The following is a 23,970-nucleotide window of genomic DNA, read 5'->3' as shown; positions in this document are numbered from 1 at the left end:
CCGGCCAATCTCACGTCGGGCCTGCGGCACGACGCCGACGGCGCCCTGCAGATGCAGCCGCAACCTCCGTCTGGCGCCCATCAGGGCACATACGCCGGTGATGTGTCCCCTGAGCTGGCCTGGCGCTGGGTGCAGGACGGGGAGGCCGTGATGGTGGACGTGCGCACCGATGCCGAACGCGAATGGGTGGGATTTGTGCCCGGCGCGGTGCCGGTGGCGTGGAAGCAGTGGCCCGGCATGGCGATCAACCCCACCTTCGACCAGCAGGTGCTGGAGGCGGCCCAAGGGCGCAAACTGGTGCTGCTGTGCCGCAGCGGCGTGCGGTCGGTCGCGGCGGCCAGGCGCGCCACTGAACTGGGCCTTGAGGCGTACAACATTCTGGAGGGTTTTGAAGGCGATCCCGACACCGATGCGCACCGGGGCCGCAAGGGTGGCTGGCGTTTTCGCGGTTTGCCGTGGCGCCAGAACTGAGTGCTTTCGTACAGCTGTTGCAAAACAGCGTCGCCGCTTGTCGGCACCATTAGCCAAAACTTGAGTAAAAAGCCTCACATGCCCTGTCAACCCTGACAGGTATCGTGCAATTTTTCACGGATTTCTTTTTTAAATGGGGTTTTCAATCCGCAAAGGTGAACCCCATGGAAACGCTGGACCGCGCAGAAGCCGCAGTCTTCAAGAACCCCCCGCTGGCCGCGACGCTGGTTCAACGGATGGAACGCGATTTCAAGCCGCGTTGGGAAGGCACCTGGGGCGGCAAGTTCGTGCTCCACGGCTCGTCCCCGGGCCCCAATGCGGTGCGTCTGGATGGCAACGACTACCTGGCCGTCACAGGTCACCCCAGCATCGTCGCCGCCCAGGTGGAAGCGATCACCAAGTCCAGCGAATTCGTGGTCCAGTCCGGCGTGTTCCTGCTCCAGCAGCACCCGACGCGGGCGCTGGAAATGTCACTGGCGAACTGGGTTGGCAAGGAAGACGCCTTTGTCTGCCAGTCCGGCTATTCCGCCAACGTCGGCCTGCTGCAGTCGATCGCTGACGCCAACACCCCCGTGTACCTGGACACCCAGGCCCACGCCTCCCTGTGGGAAGGCGCGCACGCGGCCCGCGCTCCGGCCTTTGCATTCCGGCACAACGACGCTGCGCACCTCGACAAGATCATGGCCAAGAACGGCCCGGGCGTGGTGGTGGTGGACTCGGTCTACAGCACCACCGGTTCGGTGTGTCCGCTGGAGGACATGCTGGAAGTTGTCGAAAAGCACGGCAGCATGATCCTGGTGGACGAGTCCCATTCCCTGGGCACGCATGGCCCGGGTGGAGCAGGGCTCTGCGCCGAACTTGGTCTCACGGACCGCGTGCACTTCATCTCCGCCAGCCTGGCCAAGTCGATGGCCGGCCGCGCCGGCTTCTTCACCGCGCCGGCCAGCATGCGCTACTACATCCTGAGTTCGAGCTTCCCCAACATCTTCAGTTCCTGCCTGCTGCCCCACGAGATCGCCGGCCTCAGGGCCACCGTGGATGTGCTGCAGAAGGCGGACGATGGGCGCGCCCGCCTCAAGGCCATTACCCAGCGTGTGCGCGACAGCCTGAGCGCCATGGGCTACCCGTTGCACCACGGCACCGAGCAGATCATTGCGCTGGAGGCAGGCACAGAGCCCGACACCATGCGCCTGCGCGACGAACTCGAGACGCGGGGTGTGTTCGGCGCGATCTTCTGTGCACCGGCCACCAGCAGCAAGCGCGCCCTGGTCCGCCTCACGCTCAACTCGGCCCTCACCGAGGCGGAGATCGAACACCTGGAGAACGTGGCGCGCGAGATTGCGCCGATCGTCAAGCCCTGGGATTGGCCGTGCGCCCGCCGCGCCCGCGTGCAGGCCAGCGCCATGGAGGTCGCGGCCTAAGTGTCGTGAACGTGTCGCCCGCCCTGGGCTTCCAGAAAATGCCGGTAGGCATAGATGGGCTGGGGCAGATCGCTGGCGTCCAGGCTGAACAGGGCGCCTGAGAGCACGCCGTCATCGCCCACCGGAAAGGCCTGGGCGGTGCGCACCGGGCCACGCAGACCCATCTGCTGATGCAGTTCGACGGCCGCCAGCCGCTGGCCGGACTGCACCGCACGCACCGCGTCGAAGCCCAACCCCGCCGAGCCTGCGAGTTCGGCCAGATCGGGCAGGCTTGCGGTGGGTTCAAGTTGCAGCCAGTGGCAGTTGCCCATGGAGTCCAGCCCCACCAGGCCGAAGGGCTCGCCCAGCACCACATACTCCACCCAGTGCTGTTCCGTGTAGGCCCGCAGGGCCTGCGCCACCGAGGGGATCTGCAGCATGGACTGCTGGGCCGGCCGCAGCGCCGCCCGCCACAAGGTATTGAGCCGTGGGTGCGGTGTCTGGGACAGCTTGCGCAGAACCCCCAGCAGATGGCGGGTGATGTCGGTGGTCTGCTTGGGCACGAACTGGTCGATCAGCCCGTTGTTGAAGGCCTGGATGGCGATCTGCTCGTCGGCCTGGCCTGTGAGCAGCACGCGCGATCCCGGCCAGTCGAGCAGGGTGTTGAGCACTCGAAGACCGTCGGTGCCGGGCATCGCATAGTCCACCACGCATGTTTGGGCGAGTTCGTAGCGCGAGGCGCTGATGGCCCAGTACCGCAACACCTGCGGCAACAAAGGCTGTCCCTGGCGCCAGCGTTCGATCATCTGCAGCTGTGCCATGGCATCGGCTTCCCAGCGCGCGGGTTCGTTCTGCATGCGGGCGGCAAAGCCCGAGGGTCGGGAGAACAGCTCGACCTGCCAGTGTGCAGGGATCACCATGCCCAGCATTTCCAGGTAGTCGGTGTCGTCATCCAGAAACAACACGCTGCCAGGACGGTGAAAGAGAGAAATCGTCAATGCCATCTTGGTCAGCCTGAGACGGCCTGGGGCTGGGCCGCGGGGGTATGTAGGGGCAGGTCGATCATGAAGACCGCACCCAGCCCGGCTTGGGAGTGCACGCTGAGGCGTCCTTGCGCGGCCTCGACCACGTTCTTGCAGAAGGTCAGGCCCAGGCCGTTGCCGGCACCGCTCTGTGTCGAGAAAAAGGGCTCGAAGATGCGCTGGAGCTGTTCCTGGGTGATGCCGATGCCATCGTCCGATACGGCGATTCTGCCTTTGCCGTGGTGCAGGCCCACGTCCACGCGCAGATCGCCCGGGCTGGGTGCCGTGCTGGCAGCGGCCAGGGCGTGCAAGGCGTTCTTGAGCAGATTGGTGAGCACCTGGGCGAAGAGGGGGCGGGAGGCGGAGAAGCAGAAGTCACCCTGGATGTGCACCTGCACGCAGTCGCGCTCCCGCGAAGAGCGGTAAGGGTACTGACTCACCACCTCCTGCACCAGTTCCGCCGCCATGATCAACGACTGCTCGCGGGGCAGCCGCATCAGCTGGGCGTTCGATATCTGCGTGTCGATCTGGCGGTTCATGCTGCGCACGAGATTCTGCAACCGCGTGGCCAGCTCTTCCAGTTTCTTGCGCTTGGCTTCAGGCACATCGTGCTGAACGAGGTTGCGCAGCACATCGCCCATCAGGTTCACGGTGGCCAGCGGCGTGCGCAGCTCGTGGGCCATCACGCCCATGGTGCTCAGGGTGTTGAGCAGCCGGGCGCGGCGCAGGTTGGCGCTGGAGAAACCGAGCATCAGGCCCATGAGCCATGAAAAGGTGATCACCACGACATTGGCCAGCGGCTCTTCGAACGGGTGTGTGCTGCCACCATAGAACTCCGCCGTGGCCCAGCCCGCGATGCCGCCGGTGATGAGGCCGAGCGTGGCCAGGCGCCAGTCGGTCGCGTGGTAGTAGATCAGGATCATGGCCGCCATGCTGCCCAGCCAGGCGGCGTTGCCGCCGTTCATCCAGTACATCCAGGTGAAGAACCACGGGAGCTGGATCCAGGTGGCGAGGCTGAACAGGCGACCGCTTGCAGTCGACGATGGGTCGCGCGAAATTCGCGGCAATACATAGATGAGTGCGAGGAACGCCATGACGAGTCGCGCCCACACATTCTCATATGGCTGGGGCACCAGTTGGCCCCAGATGCCGTAGATGACGAGGTGGCCGACGAAGGTGAATGCGCCTATCCATAGCAGCCGGTACCGCGATGGGTGCAAAATAGGCTCCACGGGCGCATGGACGACCTCGTCCAGCAACCACCGCCACAAGCGGGCTTTGGCGCTGAGCATCCACAACCGGTCAAAAGACAATATGCACTCCTTCGATCGCCAAACACCCTCGGCGCCAGCCCCCTATCCTGATTCAGTAGGCATTGTGTATGCAACAGGGCGTCAACAACCATGACCCTGCCTGTCAACTTTGACAGTGTGGGCCTGGACGGCATTCTGGCCGACTGGGTCTGCGCGCTGCGTGACCAGGGAGTGGAAGCCGTCCTCGTGCTGGGGCCGAATCCCCTGGGCGGCCGGGACCAGCGTGAGGTGCTGGCTGTCCATCCACCCCGTCTTGTCGCGGCCGCGGAAGCGCTGGCCGAGAGCCGGGATTTTGGTGCGGGCTGGCGCGACAGCGATGCGCCGCTCGTGGCCTGGCAGGACATTTCCAAGTCGTCCTTCGAGCAGTCAAGCCGCTGGCGCCGCCTCTGGCTGGCGCATGGCTATCAGACCCTGGTGCGCGTGGCGTTCAGCCTGCCGGCTAGCCGCGCCTTCGAATGTTTCATGTTCAGCCCGCGTGCATTTGCCGATCGTTCCGAGGCGGCGGTGCTGGCGTGGTCGGCTTTCAATGTCTGGCCGATGCTGCGGCGGACGATTGCCGAGCAGCGCGTGGGTCTGAGCCCGCGTGAGCTCGAGAGCCTGAACCTCGCCTTCGAGGGGTTGACCGCGCGCGAGACAGCCGCGCGCATGGACTGTTCGGAACGCACGGTGAATTACCACCTGGCCAATGCCATGGCCAAGTTGCAGACGGACAACAAGCTGGCCGCCGTGCAGCGCGCGTGCTGGATCGGGCTGATCTGATCTGGCCTCTCACGCCGATGCTGCGCCGCCGCAATCCGGTCCGGGTCGCATGGTCATAATCCGCGCATGACTTTTCTGGCCCTGGACGTAGGGAACACCCGCCTGAAGTGGGCTTTGTACGATGCGCCGTGCGTGGGCGCCACGTTGCTGGCGAGCGGTGCCCAGTTCCTGGAAAACATCGAAACGCTGGAAGAGGGTGACTGGAGCACCTTGCCTCCCCCGCGGTGGGTGCTGGGTTGCGTGGTGGCCGGCGATGCCGTCAAGCGACGGGTCGAGGAACAGCTCGAGCTCTGGGACGTGACGCCGCGCTGGGTGGTGTCGAGCATCTCCGAAGCCGGCCTCCTCAATGGATACGACCATCCCGCCCGCCTGGGCTCCGACCGCTGGGTGGCCATGATCGGTGCGCGTCAGCGCCTGCTGGCCAATGGGCCGAAGCGGCCTTGCGTGGTGGTGATGGTTGGCACGGCGGTCACGGTGGAGGCCATCGACACCGAGGGGCGCTTCCTCGGCGGCATCATCCTGCCGGGCCACGGCATCATGCTGCGGGCGCTGGAGTCGGGCACGGCCGGCCTTCACGTGCCCACGGGCGAGGTCTGCGACTTTCCCACCAACACCAGCGATGCGCTCACCAGCGGGGGCACCTTCGCCATCGCCGGGGCCGTGCAGCGCATGGTGGAGAACCTGCGGCGCCACTGCGGCGAGGAGCCGGTGTGCTACATGACCGGCGGGGCTGGCTGGAAGATGGCGCCCAGCATGTCCACCCAGGTGGAGCTGGTGGAAAGCCTCATCTTCGATGGCCTGCTGGAAATCGCCGACCAGCGCCTGGCCCTGACCTCATCAACATAGACCGCGCTCAGGCCCTGGCTTCGCCCCAGGGCAGCATCAGCGTCAGGGTGAGCAGGCGGGCGAACTCGGGTTCGAAGCGGTCGATGATCTGCTGAGGGTCCGGGCATAGCTTGGTGTCGGCAATCACGCCGAATTGCACGCCGCCACCGTAGCTCAGGATGGAAACACCCAGCCCGACGGTGCCGGTCTGCGGGACCCAGAACATGGTCTGCTCCAGCGTGGAGCCGCACACCTTCAGCTTGGTGGCCGGGCCGGGCACGTTGGTCATCACCGCCGTGGTCTTTCGGCCAAAGAGGCTGAGCATGGCGTCTTGCGCCGGCTTGATCAGCAGACCCGCCACCGACAGCAGGCCAAAGGTCAGCAGCGGTTGCAGGCTGCCCTTGAGGCTGTTCATGCGCGCGCGCACGGCGAACACGCGTTCGATCGGGTTGTCCAGCCCGATCGGCAGCACCAGGGGGACCAGGCCGAAACGGTTGCCCAGTTTCCAGGCCTCTTCCAGAGGGCGCAGGTTGATCGGCACCATGGCGCGGATTTCCTTGCCCCGCGTGTCGTCGCCCAGGCCCCGCAGGTAGGCGCCGATGGCGCCGGCGACGCAGCCCAGCAGCACGTCATTGACGGAGCAGTTCATGGCCTTGCCAATGGCCTTGACCTCGTCGAGCGGGATCGGCTCGCACCACGCCACGCGTTTGGTGCTGCCCGGCAGGCCCTTGAGGCGGGTGGGGGAGTCGTCGGGCATCAGTGCCAGCGAGGCGAGGTCGCTGGCAAGCTGACCGCCCATGCGGGCGATGTCGGCCGCCTGGCCGAGGGTGCTGCTCAGGCTCTGTTGGGGTGCGGTGAGCAGGGAGAGCGACCGTGCCGCGCCGCCCCCGGCGGCCTCGAGTGCCTTGGCCGTGATGTCGCCGAAGGGGCGGATCAAGCTATCGGCCAGCCAGTCCTCGGCGCCATCGAGGCCGATCTTTGCCGACTTGCGGGGCCTGCGTTCGGGTGGTGCGCCGCCGCCATCGACCAGGCTCATCATCACGCTGATGAGCGCGATGCCATCGGCGATGCAGTGGTGGATGCGGGCGACCAGCGCCGAGCCGCCGTCGTACTGTTCGATCAGTTCGAAACGCCAGAGCGGGTGTTCGCGGTCCAGCGGCTGCATGGCGAGCTCACCCACGCGGGCCTGCAGGGCTTCCTGCTCGGTCTGGCCGCGCTGGCGTTTGAGGGGGTGGGTGACGATGTGCCGTTCGATCTGGAAGTCGGGGTCGTTCGCCCAGTGCGCGCCGGCGGCGTCCTCCCGGGCAATCTGCACGAAGCGCCGGTAGGGCAGCAGGCGTTCGCGCACCCGCTGCTTCAGGTCGGCCTGGGTGATGCCGGGGCGCAGGATCCAGACGCCCACGATCATCATGAGGTTGGACGGGGAGTCCATGCGCAGCCAGGCGGTGTCCACCTTGCTCATGCGCTCGCCCTCCATGCCCAGCGTGGTGGCCAGCGCCTGCTGCACCGACGCGCTGGCCCCGCGCACGCGCGCCACGGCGGACTTCGGTTTGCTGGCGCGGCGCGCGGCGGGTTGGCCGGGCTGGGCAGCGGCGACGCGTTGAACCATGGATGCTCCTCGGGTGCGTGAACCAGGCCACGATGGCCGGTGCCGCTGGTCTTGGGGTTGTGGCCCTATTGTGCAGAGAGGCCAAATCGTAAGATAGCGGGACACCCCTAAGCCCGGCCCCATCGAGCCGGGCGTCTCACAGACCACCAGGAGCATTCATGGCCGATCTCAAATCCCGTTTCGAAGCCGCAGTGGCGAACTCCAAGAACCTGAGCGAGCGGCCCGACAACGCCACGCTGCTGAAGATCTATGCGCTGTACAAGCAGGCCACCGCTGGCGACAACGCCGAGAAGAAGCCCGGTTTTGGCGACATGGTGGGCCGCGCGAAATGGGATGCCTGGAACGGCCTCAAGGGCACGGGCAGCGACGATGCGATGCAGCAGTACATCGATCTGATCGAAAGCCTGAGCTGACCCCTGCCCCGCCTTCGGGGGGCACCTGACGGCCCGGGAAAGCCGGTTCCGCGGGTGTCTTTTGAATGCGACGAAGCCGGTTCAGCCGGCTTTTTTCTTTTTGGCCGCGGCCTTGGTGGCGGGCTTCTTCGCGGCCAGCAGGGTGTCGAGGTTCTTCACGATCTCGCTTTCGATGCGGTCCTTGAACGCCCCGAGCAGGAAACCCAGACGCGCGTCGAGCTCGAAGCGGTCACCCGATACCTTGAGCGTGCCGTTGACGCCGGACCGCGTGAACTGCACCTCGTCGCCGTGCTTGCCCTCTTCGTAGGTGCAGCTCATGTCGAACTCGTTCTCGGCCTGCTCCGCCCAGCGCCACGCCAGCTTGCGCGCGGCCGGCAGGCCCAGGGAGTGCTCGCGTTCGATATGGATGTCTGCCATGGCTTGCCTCGTGTGTGGTGGTCGGGTCAGGGTGGTGCGCCGGGCGGGCTGGCCAGATGTGCCAGGGGAGCGAGGCCCTGCAACCGGGCGCGCCGCTCTTCCTTGGGCAGCGCGGCCAGCGTGCGCACCGCATCATAGAACCGCCTGAAATCGCGGCCCTCGCGCTCGAACAGGGCTTCGAACGCCGGCACCAGCCCGTCGTAGGCGGCCTGGGCGGCAAAGCTGGCGTTGTTCGCCTGGGCCACGAAGGGGTCGTAGCCCGCGAATCCACCCCAGTCGCGTTTGAGGTCCTGGTAGGTGCGGCGGAAGTCGGCCATGACCTCGGTCTTGCGCCGGGTCTTTTCGGCCGCTTCGAGCGCCATGTCCTGGTAGATGGCCTGCAGCCGCTGGCGTGTGGAGAACGTGAGGGCCCGGAAGGCGCGTCGTCGCTGGTCGAATGTCGCGTAGTCGATTCGGGCCTGTGCGCTGCCCCGGGTCTCCAGCCAGCGCGAACCGCCCAGCCGTTCCACCGTGGTCGCGAAGGATTCGTTGAACTCGGTGTCGCCCCGGGCATAGGCCACCTGGTGCGAGAGCTCGTGGAAGACGATGCGGGCGAGCTCTCCCTCAGGGTAGCTGATGAAGGTGTTGAGCAGCGGGTCGCCACCTGCCCAGTTCATCCAGCCCAGCGTGGAGTACGCCGGCACCGGGTAGACCGCGACTTCCAGGTCGGTGGGCAGGCTGCGGGCGAAGGCGCGGGCGTCGGCCTCGTCGAAGTAACCGCGGTAGCCCACGCAGCCCGCGACCGGAAAACACCAGCTCTGCAGGTTGAGCGAGAGCGCTGGGGCCGCAACCACGTTGTAGACCGCCGCGCGACGTCGCAGATCGGCATAGCGGTGGTAGCTGGCGTTGTCGGGCAGCCCCAGATCGGTGACCGCGAACGCGCGGATGCGCTGCGCGAGTGCCAGTTGCGTCTTCAGGCGTTCCGGTGTCCGGCTGTCGGCCAGCCAATCGTCCACCGGTCGCGCCGCCTGCATCAGCCGCAGATGGCCGGTGACCGATTGCCAGTAGTAACCCACGCCGGTGGTGCTGGAACAGCCCGCGCCCAGCAGGGCGAAGGTCAGGAGCACCAGGCACCGCCGCATCAGGCGTCCTCGTGCAGCGGGGCGACTTCCACGAGGCAGTCGTAGAACACCGGGCCGCCACCCATGTCGGTCAGCCGCTGGCTGGTGACCTCGTTGACGTTGGTGCCGGAGGGGCCCAGCTTGCGCCACCAGATGCCCAGGCCATTGACCACCCCCGGGCGGGCGCGCTTCGACACATTGGCCTTGCAGCGGTATTCGCCGCGCAGGTTGAAGACCCGAACCATCTGCCCGCTGGCAATGCCGCGCGATGCGGCATCGTCGGCGTGGATCTCCAGCAGGGGCTCGCCTTCGATGTCGCGCAGGCTGGTGACGTTGACGAAGCTGGAGTTGAGGAAGTTGCGCGCCGGTGGCGAGATCATGGCCAGCGGGAATTGCGACGAGCTGCCGATGCTCTCGAAGTTGGGCAGGTGGTCGGGCAGGCCGTCCTGGCCTCGGGCCGCCAGCCGTTCGCTGAAGAACTCGCAGCGGCCCGACGCGGTGGGAAAGTTCCCGTGCGCGAACGGCGCATCGGGCAAGGGCAGCGTGGCGAAGCCCACGTCGAGCAGCCGCTGGAAATCGACCTGATCGCCAAAAGCGGTGCGGCACAGCGTGAGGTCGTCGTCGGCGAAGCAGGGGTCGTCGAACCCCATGCGCGCGGCGAGCGCACGGAAGATGTCGGTGTTGGTGCGGGCCTGCCCCACGGGCGCGATGGCCGGACGGTTGAGCAGCACGTCGGTGTGGCCGTAGCTGCTGTGGATGTCCCAGTGCTCCAGCTGGGTGGTGGCCGGCAGGATGTAGTCGGCCACGTCGGCCGTGTCGGTGCGGAAGTGTTCCAGCACCACGGTGAACAGGTCTTCGCGTTCGAAGCCCTGCACCACCTTGCCGGACTCGGGGGCCACGGCCACGGGGTTGCTGTTGTAGACGATCACGGCCTCCACCCGGGGGCCGAACGTGGGGGATGCATCGCGCAGCAGGTCGTCGCCCACGGTGCTCATGTTGAGGGTGCGCGGCGCGCGCCCGGCCAGCAGGTCGGGCCGTTGCAGGGCAGCACGGTTCACGGGGAAGTGGCCCGAGGCCGACAGCAGAACACCCCCGGCCGGGTCGCGCCAGGCGCCCACCAGGGCGGGCAGGCAGGCGATGGCGCGCACCGCGTTGCCCCCGCCGCGCACACGCTGCATGCCGTAGTTCAGGCGGATGGCCGCCGGCTTCGTGGTGCCGTAGTCGCGTGCGAGGTCCACGATCTGCTGCACCGGCACGCCGCAGACCTCGGCCGCCCGCTCGGGGGGCCATTGCAAGGCGCGTTCACGCAGGCCCTCCCAGCCCAGGGTGTGCTTCTCGATGTAGTCGTGGTCGAGCCAGTCGTGCGCGATGAGCTGGTGCATCAGGGCCAGAGCCAGTGCGGCGTCGGTGCCGGGGCGCAGCGCGATGTGCTCGTGGCATTTGTCGGCCGTCTCGGTGCGGCGCGGATCGATGCAGACCAGGCGTGCGCCATCGCGCTTGGCCTGCTGCGCCAGCCGCCAGAAGTGCAGGTTGCTGCCGATCGAGTTGCTGCCCCAGATCAGGATCAGCTTCGCGCGCGCGAAGTGTTCCACCTTCATGCCCACCTTGCCGCCCAGTGTCTGCACCAGCGCCTCGCCACCGGCCGATGCGCAGATGGTGCGGTCCAGCAGGGAGGCGCCGAGCCGGTGGAAGAAGCGCCCGGCCATGGCCTCTCCCTGGACCAGGCCCATCGTGCCGGCGTAGCTGTAAGGCAGGATGGCCTGCGGATCGCGCGCGGCGATCGTCTTCAGGCGCTGTGCGATGTCATCGAGCGCTTCGTCCCAGCCCACCGGTTCAAAGCGCCCGCTGCCCTTGGGACCACTTCGCTTGAGCGGTGTGAGCAGGCGCTCGGGGTGGTAGCTGCGCTCGGCGTAGCGCGACACCTTGGTGCACAGCGCGCCATCGGTGTGCCGATGGGCCGGATTGCCGTTGACCCTCACGGCCACGCCGTTGTCGACTGTGGTGACAAGGGAGCAAGTGTCAGGGCAGTCGTGCGGGCAGGCGCCGCGCACCTGTGTGGTTTCCGGGGTGGTCGTGGACGAGGTCATGGCGTGGGTGAAGCGTGCGGACTTCATGATATGCGCGGGGGTATCCCCTTGATGGCAGTCGGTTGTCGCCTGCAGGGCCTTCCCGGGCGATGGCCTTGGGTACCATGGCCCTTTTGAACAGATGCCCCGAGGGGTATCAAGAGAGGCCCCATGAAGCTGATCGATTCCATCCTCACCCAGGCCGCCAGCATCGCCGCCGTGCGGCGCGACATCCATGCCCACCCTGAACTCTGCTTTCAGGAAGTGCGCACCGCCGATGTGGTCGCGCAGAAACTCACCGACTGGGACATACCGGTGCACCGGGGGCTGGGCACGACGGGCGTCGTCGGCATCGTGCATGGGCGCGATGGCGGGAAGAGCGGCAGGGCCATCGGTCTGCGTGCCGACATGGACGCGCTGCCCATGCAGGAGCACAACACCTTCGCGCATGCCAGCCAGCATGCGGGCAAGATGCACGCCTGCGGCCATGATGGCCATGTCGCCATGCTGCTGGCGGCCGCCCAGCACCTTTCGAAACACCGCAACTTCGACGGCACGGTCTACCTGATCTTCCAGCCGGCGGAGGAGGGGGGCGGTGGTGCGCGCGAGATGATCAAGGACGGATTGTTCGAGCAGTTCCCGGTGGAGGCCGTGTTCGGCATGCACAACTGGCCCGGCATGGCGGTGGGCACGTTTGCCGCCAGCGCCGGTCCGGTGATGGCGTCCAGCAACGAGTTTCACATCGTCATCCGCGGCAAGGGTTCCCACGCCGCGCTGCCGCACAACGGCATCGACCCGGTGCCGGTGGCGTGCCAGATGGTGCAGGCTTTCCAGACCATCATCACGCGCAACAAGAAGCCGGTGGACGCCGGCGTGATTTCGGTGACCATGATCCACACGGGGGAGGCCACCAACGTGGTGCCCGACAGTTGTGAAATCCAGGGCACGGTGCGCACATTCACCTTCGAAGTGCTCGACCTGATCGAGCGCCGCATGCAGGAGATCGCCGAGCACACCTGCGCCGCTTTCGGCGCCACGGTGGAATTCAAGTTCAAGCGCAACTATCCGCCCACGGTGAACCACCCTGCCGAAACCGCCTTCGCCCGGGAAGTGATGGCCGAGATCGTGGGGGCGGACCGCGTCGTGGAGCAGGAGCCGACGATGGGCGCCGAAGACTTTTCGTACATGCTGCAGGCACGTCCCGGCTGCTACGCCTTCATCGCCAACGGCGACGGCGACCACCGCGAAATGGGGCATGGAGGCGGTCCCTGCACGCTGCACAACCCGAGCTACGACTTCAACGACGACCTCATTCCGCTGGGCGCCACCTTCTGGGTGCGGCTGACCGAGAAATGGCTGGGCCAGCCCCGCGCGGGAGGTGCGGTTTGATCTCGCCACAGGACGCTTTCTCCCCTTCCTATGCGCGGGCCCGGGTGCGTTTTCTCGAAGGCGCGGCCGCCGCCGGCATGGCGATCAGCAGCCACAACCACCCTCTGCCCGGTCGCGATGGCGAGACGCTGGCGATGGACGTGGCGCTCGACGGTTCGCCCGATGCCGAGCGCCTGCTCATCGTCAGCAGCGCCTGCCATGGCGCCGAGGGCTACTGCGGTTCGGGTGTGCAGGTGTTCGCCCTGCACGATGCCGAGTGGCTGGCGCACGCACGCTCGGCCGGGGTGGCGGTGCTCTACATCCACGCGCTCAACCCCCACGGCTTCTCGTGGGTGCGGCGCGTGACGCACGAGAACGTCGACCTCAACCGCAACTTCCAGGACTTCAGCCAGCCCCTGCCGCAGAACCCGGCGTACGCCGAGCTGCACGACCTGCTGTTGCCGCCGCAATGGCCGCCCGGCCCCGACAACGTCGCCGCGATCCAGGCCTATATCCAGACCCATGGCCTGACACGCTTCCAGGCCGCGGTGTCGCAAGGCCAGCACGCCTTTGCCGACGGTCTGTTCTACGGCGGCACCGAACCCACCTGGAGCAACCGGACGCTGCGCGAGGTGCTGCGACGCCATGGCCGGAAGGCCAGGCGCCTGGGCTGGATTGACCTGCACACGGGACTGGGCCCCTCGGGCCTGGGCGAACGCATCTTTGCGTGCGCCGACGATGCGGCCGCGCTGCAGCGCGCGCGAGCCTGGTGGGGCGGCGACGGCAAGACGCCGGTGACCTCGATCTATGACGGCTCCTCCACCTCGGCCCTGCTGACCGGCCTGATGTGGTGCGCCGCCTACGAGGAGTGCCCACAGGCAGAGTACACCGGCATCGCCATGGAGTACGGCACGGTGCCCATCACCGAACTCATCGATGCCCTGCGCGGCGACCACTGGCAGCACATCCACCCCGAGGCGCCAGCCGAGTTGCGGGCCGCGATCAAGGCACGCATTCTCGCCGCTTTCTATGTGGACACGGACGAGTGGAAGGCGCAGATTGTCGTGCAGGCCCGGCAGTCGATGTTCCAGGCGGTGGACGGCCTGTCGGCGGCCTGAACTTTTAGCTGTCCAGCGCGACGCGCGCGGTCGCGACGTACAGGCGCTCCATCGCGTCCTGCGGCTCGATGGACGCTGCGCGGTCCAGCAGCCGGTTGGCCTCGGGCAGGGCGTCCGGGCCTTCGAGCATGACGAGGCCATTGGCGTATTCGGTCAGCGTCACCACCGAATCCGGATTGAGTGCCATGGCCTTCTGGTACAGGGCAAGTCCGGTCGCCTTGTTCGCGCCATAGGTCATGCCTCCGACCATGCCGCCCACCTTGTCGATGACCTCGGCGTGGAACGCCGCCAGCGCCAGGTGGGCGTCGGCATGGTGCGGGCAGCGCGCGATCACGGTTTCGAGGGCGTGCTTCACGCGCGCGCCCAGGCCTTGTGTGAGGGCCTTGGCCACGCTGATGCCCTGGCTGTACCGGCCCAGGGCATAGGCCTGCCAGTACCAGGCGCCAATGTGGTCGGCCTGCCGGTGTTGCAGTGCCTCGGCGCGCGCGGCCGCTTCGAGCAGCAAGGTCTCCCGGGCCAGGGCGCGGGCCTCGAGGTAGTTGGCGTAGATGCAGGTGGCCTTGTTGGCCACGTTCATGCCGGCATCGCCCAGCGCCAGCCCGGCTTCTGCGGCGCGCTGGAATTCGCCGTTGTGGAACAGCACCCAGGCCTGCACCACGGCCGATTCGTCTGGCCATGGCTCCGCATCGCCCCGGTGCAGGCGGCCCCAGAGCGCTTTCAGGCGATCGGCGTCGAGGGGAGCATGGCCGGTGTTGGGATAGGGTTTCCAGTCGGCCATGGTGGTTCTCCCGTGGGGTGTTCAGGACTGAGGGCCGTAGGCGCCGGTCAACGTCAAGAGGTGTTGCCGCTGCGTGGCTTCCAGATAGGGGGCCAGCAGGTTGAGCACGTGGTGTGCCCCGCGCAGCAAGGCCTGCTGGGCGTTGTCGGGTTCGAGCGCATGCCGTGGGTCGCGCACGTACTCGAAGCTCAACCAATACGTGAGCACCACCACCATGCTGGTGGCGGTCGGTTCGATTTCCCGTGCGTCGATGCGCACCGCGCCATGGCGGCTCATGCCGTCAAGCAAGTGCCGGATGGCGCGGGACTTGTTCTTCAGGACCGTCTGGAACCGCGTCTCCAGCAGACGGTTTTTCGACAGCAGGTCGTTGAGGTCGCGGTAGAGAAAGCGGTACTCCCAGATGATCTCGAATTGCGAATGCAGGAAGAACCACGCGTCCTCCACATTGCGCACGCCCTCGCTGGCGCTCAGCAGCTCGCCAAGCGCACGTTCGTAGCGCTCGAACAGCGAATTGATCAGTTCGTCCTTGGCCGGGTAGTGGTAGTACAGGTTGCCGGGGCTGATGCCCAGCTCGGCCGAGATCAGTGTGGTCGAGACGTTGGGTTCGCCGAAGCGGTTGAACAGCTCCAGCGTCACCTCCAGGATGCGCTCGGCGGTGCGTCGCGGGGCTTTTTTGGCCATGGTGCGGCGCTCAGCGGTTGATGGCGGGCGCGGCGTTGCGTTCCAGTTGCCGCTGCAGGTCGTCGAGCGAGGCATGCAGCCGCGCGGCCAGGGTGGTCTGTGCCGGGCGCGTGGCCAGCAGCTTGCGGCCGGGGTCGCGCAGTGCGGGCAGGTCCAGCGTCACGCCATGGCGCGCCAGCCTGGGCGTGAGTTCGGCCTGCCGGTCCAGCAGCATGCGGCGCGTCTGCTGGTACGCGTGTTCCGCGATCTCGCGGCGCTGGCGGTAGCTGAAGGTGTTGGCAAAGAACAGCGTGGCGTCGCGCTGGTCGGGTTCGATCAGCACGATGTCGGTACCCGGGTAGGCCCGCTCGTAGTGTTTGAGGCCGAGCGCCAGCCGTGAGTGGATCATGGACCTGAAGGTCTGGCTCATCACGGCGGGCAAGCCGCCCTCGACCAGCGAAGGGATGCGCCGGCCATCGTGCAGGCTCGGGTTGGTGTGGAAGGGCACCAGCGGGTTCAGGCACAGCAGCAGATCCGTGCCCTCGTCCAGCGCCACCGTGGCATGCAGGGTCTTCTTGAGCGCGCCGTCCACGTAGTGCTGCCCCCCGATCTCCACCGGTGGAAACAGCCCGGGCAGCGCAGCGCTGGCCTGGATGGCGCGCGAGATCGGCACATGGTCCCATCCGGGTCGCCCGAATGGGGCCGCGTCACCGGTATCGAGCTGCGTGGCGACCAGCGTCAGGCGTGCGCGCAGCTCCCGGAAGTCGTTGCTGCGGCCGGGCTGGCGGAACAGGCGCTCGATCTGCTGATGGATGCCTTCGTTGTCGAGCACGCCCGTGGGCAACGCAGCGCCCACGCGCTCCATGGCGTGGGTGAGGGGTTTTCGTTGTGCGCCCCAGGCCCAGAGTGCGCTGCCGACCAGTTTCGGCAGGCGCTGCAGCCGGTCGCCAAATTCGCCCCAGGCAGGCTTGAGCAGCCATGAGGGGTCGAAGTGGTCCCTGCCCGGACGGTTCTCGATGAATGCCTCGCAGAGCTGGCGCGGTCGGATGCCGTTGGCCAGGCCTGCCGCGATGAACCCGCCAGCGGACACGCCGACGTAGTGTTCGCAGTCGTTGAGGTCGAGGCCGTGGAGGGCATCGTCCAGCGCGCACAGCGCGCCGATCTCGTAGATCGCGCCCAGTGGCCCGCCGCCAGCCAGCGCCAGCGCGATGCGGGAACGGCCGGCGGCCGGGCGTCGTGGGGCTTTGCGGGACGTGGTCATGCGTTTGAGTGTAGACCGCGTTGCGCGGTGAAAGTGCTGCGTTGCAGCATGGGCCGCGCACGCAAAAAGGGGGCGTCAAGCGCCCCCTGGTTGCTCATGCCGTGTCCGGCCCGCATCGGGTTCAGGCCGCCTTTTTCGCGGGGGCCTTGCGAGCGGCCTTCTTGGCCGGAGCGGCTTTCTTCGCCGGGGCCGCCTTGCGTGCGGCGGTCTTGGCCGGGGCTTTGCCACCCAGGCTCTGCACGTGGCGGTTCAGTGCGTCGATGCGTTCGATCAGGGCTTCGACGTCGCGCGCCGACGGCACGCCCAGCTTGTTCAGCGCCTTGGCCACACGCTCTTCAAAGATGTTCTCCAGCTTGTCCCACTGGCCCGCGGCCTTGGACGAGATGTCGGTGGCCATGCTGCTCACGCGGTTGGTCGCTTCGGAGATGCGCTCTTCGGCCACGGCCTGGGTCTTGCGCTGGATGGACAGGCCTTCCTTCACCAGGGATTCAAAGGCCTTGCCGCCTTCTTCCTGGGCCTTGGCAAACGCACCCAGACCGGCCAGCCAGATCTGCTGTGCGGAATCCTTGATGGCACCCGACAGGGGAGAGGTGGACGCTGCGTTGGACTTGGCGGCGCTGCCGGTTTTCTGGATTTTCTTGACCATGCGAGATGCTCCTGTGGTGGATGAAAAGAGGGCATGCGGGCGGGCCGCTGCATCGATGGGCCACTGTACGGCCCGCATGGCGCGGCTGTGTAGGGGCGCGCGACTAAACCCCACGCGGGTTTTTGCGGAAGTCGGGGCGCTCGGTCCTGGTCAAGAATGGCGGGCACATTGCCTTCCCTCTTTCGACACCAACCGTTTCAGGAGACCCCTCATGCATTACTTCGTCACCGGTGCCACCGGCTTCATTGGCAAACGCCTGGTGGCCAGGCTGTTGCAGCGCAAGGGGGCGGTGGTGCATTTCCTGATCCGTCAGGAGAGCGAAGGCAAGGTGGCCGGGCTGCGCGAGTTCTGGGGCGTGGGCGCATCGCGGGCGGTGCCGGTCTTTGGCGACCTCACCACAAAGAAGCTGGGCGTCTCGGCCGACGACGTGAAGGCGCTCAAGGGCCAGATCGATCATTTCTTCCACCTGGCCGCGGTGTACGACCTCGAGGCCGACGAGGAAAGCCAGATCGCGGTGAACGTGGATGGCACGCGCAACACGGTCGAGTTCGCCAAGGCCATTGGTGCCGGCCATTTCCATCACGTGTCATCGATCGCGGCGGCCGGCCTCTACGAAGGTGTGTTCCGCGAAGACATGTTCGAGGAAGCCGAGAACTACGACCACCCCTACTTCATGACCAAGCACGAGAGCGAGAAGATCGTGCGCACCGAATGCAAGGTGCCGTGGAGCGTGTACCGCCCGGCCGCCGTGGTGGGCGATTCGCGCACTGGCGAAATGGACAAGATCGACGGGCCGTATTACTTCTTCAAGCTGATCCAGCGCATGCGCCAGATCCTGCCGCCGTGGATGCCCAGCGTGGGCCTGGAGGGCGGGCGCATCAACATCGTGCCGGTGGATTTCGTGGTCGATGCGCTCGACCACATCGCCCACCAGAAACGCGGCAGCGGCGCCTGCTTCCACCTGGTGGACCCGATGGGCTACCGCGTCGGCGACGTGCTCGACATCCTCAGCAAGGCTGCGCACGCGCCGAAGATGAACCTCTTCGTGAACGCCGCGCTGATGGGCTTCATCCCGAGGAGCGTGAAGAAGGGCCTGATGGCGCTCGCGCCGGTGCGCCGGGTCTACAAGGCCGTCATGCAGGACCTCGGCTTGCCCGAGGACATGATGACCTTCGTCAACTACCCCACGCGCTTCGACTGCCGCGAGACGCTGGCCGCGCTCAAGGGCAGCGGCATCGAATGTCCCAACCTGAAGGACTACGCCTGGCGGCTGTGGGACTACTGGGAACGTCACCTCGACCCCGACCTGCACATCGACCGCAGCCTCAAGGGCACGGTGGCGGGCAAGGTGGTGCTGGTCACGGGCGGCAGCTCAGGCATTGGCCTGGCGGCGGCACACAAGTTCGCCGAAGCGGGTGCGGTCACCATCATCTGCGGGCGGGATCAGGACAAGCTCGACGAGGCCTGCAAGGAAGCGAAGGACAAGGGCTACCAGTTCATCGCCTACCCGGCCGACATTGCAGACATGGCCGATGCCGACCGTTTCGTGCAACTGCTCATCCAGAACCACGGTGGCGTGGATTTCCTGATCAACAACGCGGGCCGCTCCATCCGGCGCGCCATCGAGGGCAGCTACGACCGCTTCCACGACTTCGAGCGCACCATGCAGCTCAACTACTTCGGCTGCCTGCGCGTGACCATGGGTTTCCTGCCGGGCATGGTGGCCAAGCGCAAGGGCCATGTGGTGAACATCAGCTCCATCGGCGTGCTCACCAACGCGCCGCGCTTCTCCGCCTATGTGGCGAGCAAGTCCGCGCTGGACGCCTGGACCCGCTGCGCCTCCAGCGAGTTCGCGGACCAGGGCATCACCTTCACCACCATCAACATGCCGCTGGTGCGCACGCCCATGATCGCGCCCACCAAGATCTACCAGAACGTGCCCACCCTCTCACCCGAGGAAGCCGCCGACATGATCGCGCAGGCCTGCATCTTCAAGCCCGTGCGCATCGCCACGCGCCTGGGCATCACCGGCCAGGTGATGCACGCGCTCGTGCCGCGCGTGGCACAGATCGTGATGAACACCAGCTTCCGCATGTTCCCGGACTCGGCCGCCGCCAAGGGCGAGAAGGGGGCGAAACCCCAGCTGTCGCCCGAGGCGGTGGCGATGCAGCAGATGATGCGCGGCATACATTTCTGAAGCACCCCCGCCGCGCGTCGCGCGACCCCCCTCAAGGGGGCAACACCAGCGGCCCGGCGAAGCCGGTTCCGCGGTGTTTCTGTATGGGTGACGGGCGGGTGGGGCGTGTCATGCGTCGGCCCTAGAATTTCCCTTTTGCCCGCTTTGCAGGAACCCGCATGACCGAGCCCACCGACATCACCTCCATTGCCCCGCGCGACAAGGCCGAAATCCTGGCGCAGGCGCTGCCGTACATCCGCAAGTACCACGGCAAGACCATGGTCATCAAGTACGGCGGCAACGCCATGACCGACCCGGCGCTGCAGCAGGATTTCGCGGAAGACGTGGTGCTGCTCAAGCTGGTCGGCATCAACCCGGTGGTGGTGCATGGCGGCGGCCCGCAGATCGAGACCCTGCTCAAGCGCCTCGGCAAGCAAGGCCAGTTCATCCAGGGCATGCGCGTGACCGATCCCGAGACCATGGAGGTGGTCGAGTGGGTGCTGGCCGGTGAGGTGCAGCAGGACATCGTGGGCCTGATCAATCAGGCCGGTGGCAAGGCCGTGGGCCTGACCGGACGCGACGGCGCCATGATCCGTGCGCGCAAGCTGCGCATGGCCGACCAGAAAGACCCGACACTGGAACACGACGTCGGCCAGGTGGGCGACATCGTCAGCATCGACCCCAGCGTGGTGCAGGCACTGCAGGACGACCAGTTCATCCCTGTCGTCAGCCCGATCGGTTTTGGCGAGCAGAACGAGAGCTACAACATCAACGCCGACGTGGTGGCCGCCAAGCTGGCCACCGTGCTGCAGGCCGAGAAGCTGCTCATGCTCACCAACATCCGGGGCGTGCTCGACAAGGACATGCAACTGCTCACCGAGCTCACGCCGCGCCGCATCGACGAACTGGTGGAGGACGGCACCATCTCGGGCGGCATGATCCCCAAGATCGCTGGCGCGCTGGACGCGGCCAAGAGCGGCGTGAACGCGGTGCACATCATCGACGGCCGTGTCCCCCACGCCCTGCTCCTCGAAGTGCTGGGCAACGAACCCTTCGGGACCATGATCCGTTCACATTGAATGGGGTGACCGCCTCCTTTGAGGCGGTCACTCACTGCCGCTGGATGGCGCGGCCCTGCTTGCAACGAACACGCATCGCTGTGCGAGAATGAAGCCACACCACACGGATTGCTCGCCATGACATCCAACGCCCCAGACTCCCCCTCCCCGGAAGACCAGGCCGCGCGCGAGGCCGCCGAAGCCATCGAGGCGGCGGCGCACACCGATGGCGGGAGTGTGCGCAAGCGACCCAAGCCGGGTGAGCGCCGTGTGCAGATTCTCGAAGCGCTGGCGACCATGCTGCAACAGCCGGGAGCCGAGCGCATCACCACGGCCGCGCTGGCCGCCCGGCTGGACGTGAGCGAAGCGGCGCTGTACCGGCACTTCGCGAGCAAGGCCCAGATGTTCGAAGGCCTGATCGAGTTCATCGAGCAGTCGGTGTTCGGCCTGATCAACCAGCTCGGCGAACGCGAGGCCGACGCCAACGTGCGCTCGCGCAAGCTGGTCACCCTGCTGCTGCAGTTTGGCGAAAAGAACCCGGGCATGACGCGGGTGATGGTCGGCGATGCCCTGGTGTTCGAGAACGAGCGCCTGCAGCAGCGCATGAACCTGTTCTTCGACAAGATCGAAGCCGCGTTGCGCCAGAACCTGCGCGAAACCTCGCTGGTGGCCGGCGCGGCCACGCCCACCGTGGATGCCCAGGCCGATGCCTCGGTGATCACCGCCTTCTGTGTCGGCCGCCTGCAACGGTTCGCGCGCAGCGGTTTCAAGCGGTCGCCCAGCGAGAGCCTGGAGCACAGCCTCGCGCTGCTGCTGCCGATCATTCGCCACTGACGTCCGGCAATTAGGGGGCAGCCCCTAACAAAGATCGCACAAATCACCGGGGGTTTGCCCCATGGGCGGGTTTTGCGGTAAAAATAGAACGACCGTTCGTATTTATTCGGACGGTCGTTTTTTTCACCCCATCCTTCCACCAGGACCGACCGCATGAGCGTGACCACCACCGCCCGCCGCGCGCGCGCCGACGCCACGGCCCACAAGCCCTTGCAGAAAGGTCAGCAGACCAAGGCCGCCATCGTGGACGCCGCGCTCGGGCTGGCCACGCAGATCGGCCTGGAAGGCCTGTCCATCGGCGCACTGGCTGAAGTCATGCAGATGAGCAAGTCCGGTGTGTTCGCCCATTTCGGCTCGCGTGAGGAACTGCAGATATCGGTGGTGCGCGAGTACCACACCCGTTTCGAGGATGAAGTGTTCTACCCGGCCATGTCGGCAGCACGGGGATTGCCCCGCCTGCGCAAGCTGTTCGACAACTGGATGAAACGCACGTCGGTGGAAATCGACTCGGGCTGCATCTACATCAGCGGCGCCGTTGAATTCGACGACCGGCCCGGCCCGGTGCGCGATGCGCTGGCGAGCTCGGTCAACACCTGGCTCACGGCGATGCGCCGCGCGGTGGAGATCGCCATCAAGGAAGGCCATCTGGCCGCCGACACCGACGCGTCACAGATGGCATTTGAAATCCATGCGCAGATCCTTGCGCTGCATTACGAGGCGCGCTTCCTGCGCAGCCCCGATTCGGTGCGCCGCGCGCTCCAGGCCTTCGAAGGCATCGTGGAGCGCTACAGCCACCGCCCGCCCCCGGCATCTGCACGCAAGTCGCAGGGCTGATCCCTTTCGCCTTTTCACAAACCCAGCACAGGAGTCCTCCCCCATGCCCGTTTACAACCCGCCCCTGCGAGACATGCAGTTTGTGATGCACGAAGTGCTCAAGGTCACCGACGACTTCAAGGACATGCCCCAGCACGCCGAAGTCGATGTCGACACCATCAACGCCGTGCTGGAAGAAGCCGGCAAGTTCGCCACGCAGGTGATCTTCCCGCTCAACATCAGTGGCGACACCGAAGGCTGCACGCTCGACCAGAAGACCCATGAGGTGAAGACACCGGCCGGCTTCAAGGAGGCGTACAAGACCTACGTGGAAGGGGGCTGGGCGGCGCTGTCGTGCGACCCCGGGTTCGGCGGGCAGGGCTTGCCGCTGGTGGTGAACCAGTGCTTCTACGAAATGATGAACTCGGCCAACCAGGCCTGGACCATGTACCCCGGTCTCACGCACGGCGCCTACGCCGCGCTGCACACCTACGGCACCGACGACCAGAAGAAGACCTACCTGCCGAAGATGACCAGCGGCGAATGGACCGGCACCATGTGCCTGACCGAACCGCACTGCGGCACCGACCTGGGCCTCATGCGCACCAAGGCCGAACCGCAGGCCGACGGCACCTACAAGCTCACCGGCAACAAGATCTTCATCAGCGCCGGTGAACACGACATGGCCGAGAACATCATCCACCTGGTGCTGGCCCGCCTGCCCGACGCGCCGCCTGGCATCAAGGGCGTGAGCCTGTTCATCGTGCCCAAGTTCAACGTCAAGGCCGATGGCTCTCTGGGCGAGCGCAATGGCATCTACTGCGGTGGCCTGGAGCACAAGATGGGCATCCATGGCAACGCCACCGCGCAGATCGTGATCGACGGCGCCGTCGGCACCATCGTCGGTCAGCCGAACAAGGGCATGCAGGCCATGTTCGTGATGATGAACGCGGCCCGCCTGGGCGTGGGCAACCAGTCACTGGGATTGACCGAAGTGGCCTACCAGAATGCGCTGGCTTACGCGAAGGACCGCATCCAGATGCGCTCGCTGACCGGCCCCAAGGCCAAGGACAAGCCGGCCGACCCCATCATCGTCCACCCGGACGTGCGCAGGATGCTGCTCACCGCCAAGGCCTACGCCGAAGGTGGCCGTGCGCTGGCGATCTTCTGCTCGGTGCTGCTCGAGAAGGCGCACAACCACCCCGACGAGAAAGTGCGCAAGGACAGCGACGAGATGCTGTCGCTGCTCACGCCCATCACCAAGGCCTTCCTGACCGACAACGGCTACAACGCCACCACGCAGTGCCAGCAGGTGTTCGGTGGCCATGGCTACATCAAGGAATGGGGCATGGAGCAGTTCGTGCGCGATGCCCGCATCAACATGATCTACGAAGGCACCAACACCATCCAGAGCCTGGACCTGCTGGGCCGCAAGGTGCTGGGCAACAACGGTGCCACGCTGAAGAAATTCGGCAAGCTCGTCGGCGCGCTGGTGATGGACGAAGGCGTCAACGAAAAGATGGCCGAATTCATCAACCCGCTGGCGGTGCTGGGTGAGCAGATCACCAAGTTCACCACCGAGATCGGCTTCAAGGGCCTGCAGAACGCCGACGAAGTGGGCGCCGCCGCCGTGGACTACCTGCGCGTGGCCGGTCACCTGGTGTTCGGCTACTTCTGGGCCCGCATGGCGCAGGTGGCCTTGCGCGAGATCGCGGCCGGCAACACCGACCCGTTCTACACCGCCAAGCTGCAGACCGCGCGCTTCTACTTCGCCAGGCTGTTCCCCGAGACCGCCTCGCTGATGCGCACCGCGCGCGCCGGCAGCAAGGTCTTGATGGACACCGACGCGGCGCTGGCTTAAAC

Annotated in this window: 22 protein-coding genes; 12 read left to right on the top strand and 10 right to left on the bottom strand. The window is 66.4% G+C overall.

Annotated features, from left to right (window positions below; genetic code table 11):
- The first annotated feature begins 51 nt into the window (after positions 1 to 51).
- Both J2X09_RS20105 and cqsA read left to right on the top strand, forming a co-directional pair.
- Entirely contained in the window at positions 52 to 471 is a 420-nt protein-coding gene (locus J2X09_RS20105) for a rhodanese-like domain-containing protein (RefSeq protein ID WP_310309186.1), read from the top strand.
- Between the two features lie 164 nt (positions 472 to 635).
- Positions 636 to 1,892 (top strand): alpha-hydroxyketone-type quorum-sensing autoinducer synthase, encoded by a 1,257-nt coding sequence (gene cqsA / locus J2X09_RS20100; protein ID WP_204735051.1) that lies wholly within the window; start codon positions 636 to 638, stop codon positions 1,890 to 1,892.
- On the opposite strand, the gene J2X09_RS20095 is transcribed toward cqsA, so the two are convergent.
- A complete protein-coding gene (locus J2X09_RS20095; protein WP_310309138.1) occupies positions 1,889 to 2,836 on the bottom strand; it encodes a response regulator in 948 nt (315 codons plus the stop codon). The two genes, cqsA and J2X09_RS20095, sit on opposite strands and share 4 nt — an antisense overlap.
- Before the next feature lie 44 nt (positions 2,837 to 2,880).
- Positions 2,881 to 4,113 carry a sensor histidine kinase gene (locus J2X09_RS20090; RefSeq protein ID WP_310309136.1) on the bottom strand — a complete coding sequence of 411 codons (1,233 nt, stop codon included), beginning with the start codon at positions 4,111 to 4,113 and terminating at the stop codon, positions 2,881 to 2,883.
- A 183-nt stretch (positions 4,114 to 4,296) separates the two neighbouring features.
- On the opposite strand from J2X09_RS20090, the gene J2X09_RS20085 reads away from it, so the two are divergent.
- Both J2X09_RS20085 and J2X09_RS20080 read left to right on the top strand, forming a co-directional pair.
- The gene (locus J2X09_RS20085; protein WP_204735048.1) at positions 4,297 to 4,965 is read left to right on the top strand and encodes a helix-turn-helix transcriptional regulator; all 669 of its coding nucleotides are present in this window, start codon (positions 4,297 to 4,299) and stop codon (positions 4,963 to 4,965) included.
- Between the two features lie 66 nt (positions 4,966 to 5,031).
- Positions 5,032 to 5,811 carry a type III pantothenate kinase gene (locus J2X09_RS20080; protein WP_204735047.1) on the top strand — a complete coding sequence of 260 codons (780 nt, stop codon included), beginning with the start codon at positions 5,032 to 5,034 and terminating at the stop codon, positions 5,809 to 5,811.
- A 7-nt stretch (positions 5,812 to 5,818) separates the two neighbouring features.
- On the opposite strand, the gene J2X09_RS20075 is transcribed toward J2X09_RS20080, so the two are convergent.
- Positions 5,819 to 7,399, bottom strand: a complete 1,581-nt coding sequence (locus tag J2X09_RS20075; RefSeq protein WP_204735046.1) for a wax ester/triacylglycerol synthase family O-acyltransferase — start codon at positions 7,397 to 7,399, stop codon at positions 5,819 to 5,821.
- 158 nt (positions 7,400 to 7,557) lie between these two features.
- Here J2X09_RS20075 and J2X09_RS20070 point away from each other — a divergent pair, with 158 nt between their 5' ends.
- Positions 7,558 to 7,812 carry an acyl-CoA-binding protein gene (locus J2X09_RS20070; RefSeq protein ID WP_204735045.1) on the top strand — a complete coding sequence of 85 codons (255 nt, stop codon included), beginning with the start codon at positions 7,558 to 7,560 and terminating at the stop codon, positions 7,810 to 7,812.
- 81 nt (positions 7,813 to 7,893) lie between these two features.
- Here J2X09_RS20070 and J2X09_RS20065 read toward each other — a convergent pair whose 3' ends face one another.
- Genes J2X09_RS20065 through J2X09_RS20055 form a run of 3 tightly spaced genes read right to left on the bottom strand, consistent with a single transcriptional unit; the run spans position 7,894 to position 11,416 of the window.
- The gene (locus J2X09_RS20065) at positions 7,894 to 8,229 is read right to left on the bottom strand and encodes a polyhydroxyalkanoic acid system family protein (RefSeq protein ID WP_204735044.1); all 336 of its coding nucleotides are present in this window, start codon (positions 8,227 to 8,229) and stop codon (positions 7,894 to 7,896) included.
- A 26-nt stretch (positions 8,230 to 8,255) separates the two neighbouring features.
- The gene (locus J2X09_RS20060) at positions 8,256 to 9,350 is read right to left on the bottom strand and encodes an aminopeptidase (protein ID WP_204735043.1); all 1,095 of its coding nucleotides are present in this window, start codon (positions 9,348 to 9,350) and stop codon (positions 8,256 to 8,258) included.
- The gene (locus tag J2X09_RS20055) at positions 9,350 to 11,416 is read right to left on the bottom strand and encodes a molybdopterin-containing oxidoreductase family protein (RefSeq protein ID WP_204735145.1); all 2,067 of its coding nucleotides are present in this window, start codon (positions 11,414 to 11,416) and stop codon (positions 9,350 to 9,352) included. The genes J2X09_RS20060 and J2X09_RS20055 overlap by 1 nt, the downstream gene beginning before the upstream one ends.
- 150 nt (positions 11,417 to 11,566) lie before the next feature.
- Between J2X09_RS20055 and J2X09_RS20050 the strand changes: the two genes are divergently transcribed.
- Together J2X09_RS20050 and J2X09_RS20045 are read left to right on the top strand one after the other, a co-directional pair.
- The gene (locus J2X09_RS20050; protein WP_204735042.1) at positions 11,567 to 12,784 is read left to right on the top strand and encodes a M20 aminoacylase family protein; all 1,218 of its coding nucleotides are present in this window, start codon (positions 11,567 to 11,569) and stop codon (positions 12,782 to 12,784) included.
- On the top strand, positions 12,781 to 13,881 hold the full coding sequence (locus tag J2X09_RS20045; protein ID WP_204735041.1) for a M14 family metallopeptidase: 1,101 nt from the start codon (positions 12,781 to 12,783) through the stop codon (positions 13,879 to 13,881). The genes J2X09_RS20050 and J2X09_RS20045 overlap by 4 nt, the downstream gene beginning before the upstream one ends.
- Positions 13,882 to 13,885: 4 nt before the next feature.
- Here the strand turns inward: J2X09_RS20045 and J2X09_RS20040 are convergent, their stop codons facing one another.
- The 4 genes from J2X09_RS20040 to J2X09_RS20025 all read right to left on the bottom strand — a co-directional run bounded on the left by J2X09_RS20040 (position 13,886) and on the right by J2X09_RS20025 (position 17,226).
- Complete coding sequence (locus J2X09_RS20040) at positions 13,886 to 14,659, bottom strand: tetratricopeptide repeat protein (RefSeq protein ID WP_204735040.1); 774 nt, start codon at positions 14,657 to 14,659, stop codon at positions 13,886 to 13,888.
- A gap of 21 nt (positions 14,660 to 14,680) precedes the next feature.
- Entirely contained in the window at positions 14,681 to 15,340 is a 660-nt protein-coding gene (locus tag J2X09_RS20035) for a TetR/AcrR family transcriptional regulator (RefSeq protein WP_204735039.1), read from the bottom strand.
- 10 nt (positions 15,341 to 15,350) lie between these two features.
- Positions 15,351 to 16,580 (bottom strand): patatin-like phospholipase family protein, encoded by a 1,230-nt coding sequence (locus J2X09_RS20030; protein WP_204735038.1) that lies wholly within the window; start codon positions 16,578 to 16,580, stop codon positions 15,351 to 15,353.
- Positions 16,581 to 16,701: 121 nt separating this feature from the next.
- The gene (locus tag J2X09_RS20025) at positions 16,702 to 17,226 is read right to left on the bottom strand and encodes a phasin family protein (protein ID WP_204735037.1); all 525 of its coding nucleotides are present in this window, start codon (positions 17,224 to 17,226) and stop codon (positions 16,702 to 16,704) included.
- Between the two features lie 211 nt (positions 17,227 to 17,437).
- Between J2X09_RS20025 and J2X09_RS20020 the strand changes: the two genes are divergently transcribed.
- From J2X09_RS20020 to J2X09_RS20000, 5 genes are all read left to right on the top strand, one after another.
- A complete protein-coding gene (locus J2X09_RS20020; protein ID WP_204735036.1) occupies positions 17,438 to 19,423 on the top strand; it encodes an SDR family oxidoreductase in 1,986 nt (661 codons plus the stop codon).
- Between the two features lie 158 nt (positions 19,424 to 19,581).
- Positions 19,582 to 20,481 carry an acetylglutamate kinase gene (gene argB / locus J2X09_RS20015; RefSeq protein WP_204735035.1) on the top strand — a complete coding sequence of 300 codons (900 nt, stop codon included), beginning with the start codon at positions 19,582 to 19,584 and terminating at the stop codon, positions 20,479 to 20,481.
- Positions 20,482 to 20,598: 117 nt separating this feature from the next.
- Positions 20,599 to 21,294, top strand: coding sequence for a nucleoid occlusion factor SlmA (gene slmA / locus J2X09_RS20010; protein WP_204735034.1), 696 nt, complete (start codon positions 20,599 to 20,601; stop codon positions 21,292 to 21,294).
- A 153-nt stretch (positions 21,295 to 21,447) separates the two neighbouring features.
- On the top strand, positions 21,448 to 22,128 hold the full coding sequence (locus J2X09_RS20005; RefSeq protein WP_204735033.1) for a TetR/AcrR family transcriptional regulator: 681 nt from the start codon (positions 21,448 to 21,450) through the stop codon (positions 22,126 to 22,128).
- Positions 22,129 to 22,171: 43 nt separating this feature from the next.
- The gene (locus J2X09_RS20000; RefSeq protein WP_204735032.1) at positions 22,172 to 23,968 is read left to right on the top strand and encodes an acyl-CoA dehydrogenase C-terminal domain-containing protein; all 1,797 of its coding nucleotides are present in this window, start codon (positions 22,172 to 22,174) and stop codon (positions 23,966 to 23,968) included.
- Positions 23,969 to 23,970 lie beyond the last annotated feature (2 nt).

It is taken from the genome of Hydrogenophaga laconesensis (assembly GCF_031457235.1).
GTDB classification, from domain to species: Bacteria; Pseudomonadota; Gammaproteobacteria; order Burkholderiales; family Burkholderiaceae_C; genus Hydrogenophaga; species Hydrogenophaga laconesensis.
The sequence above is the reverse complement of the archived record's forward strand: the minus strand, read 5'-3'. Positions and strand labels throughout refer to the sequence as shown.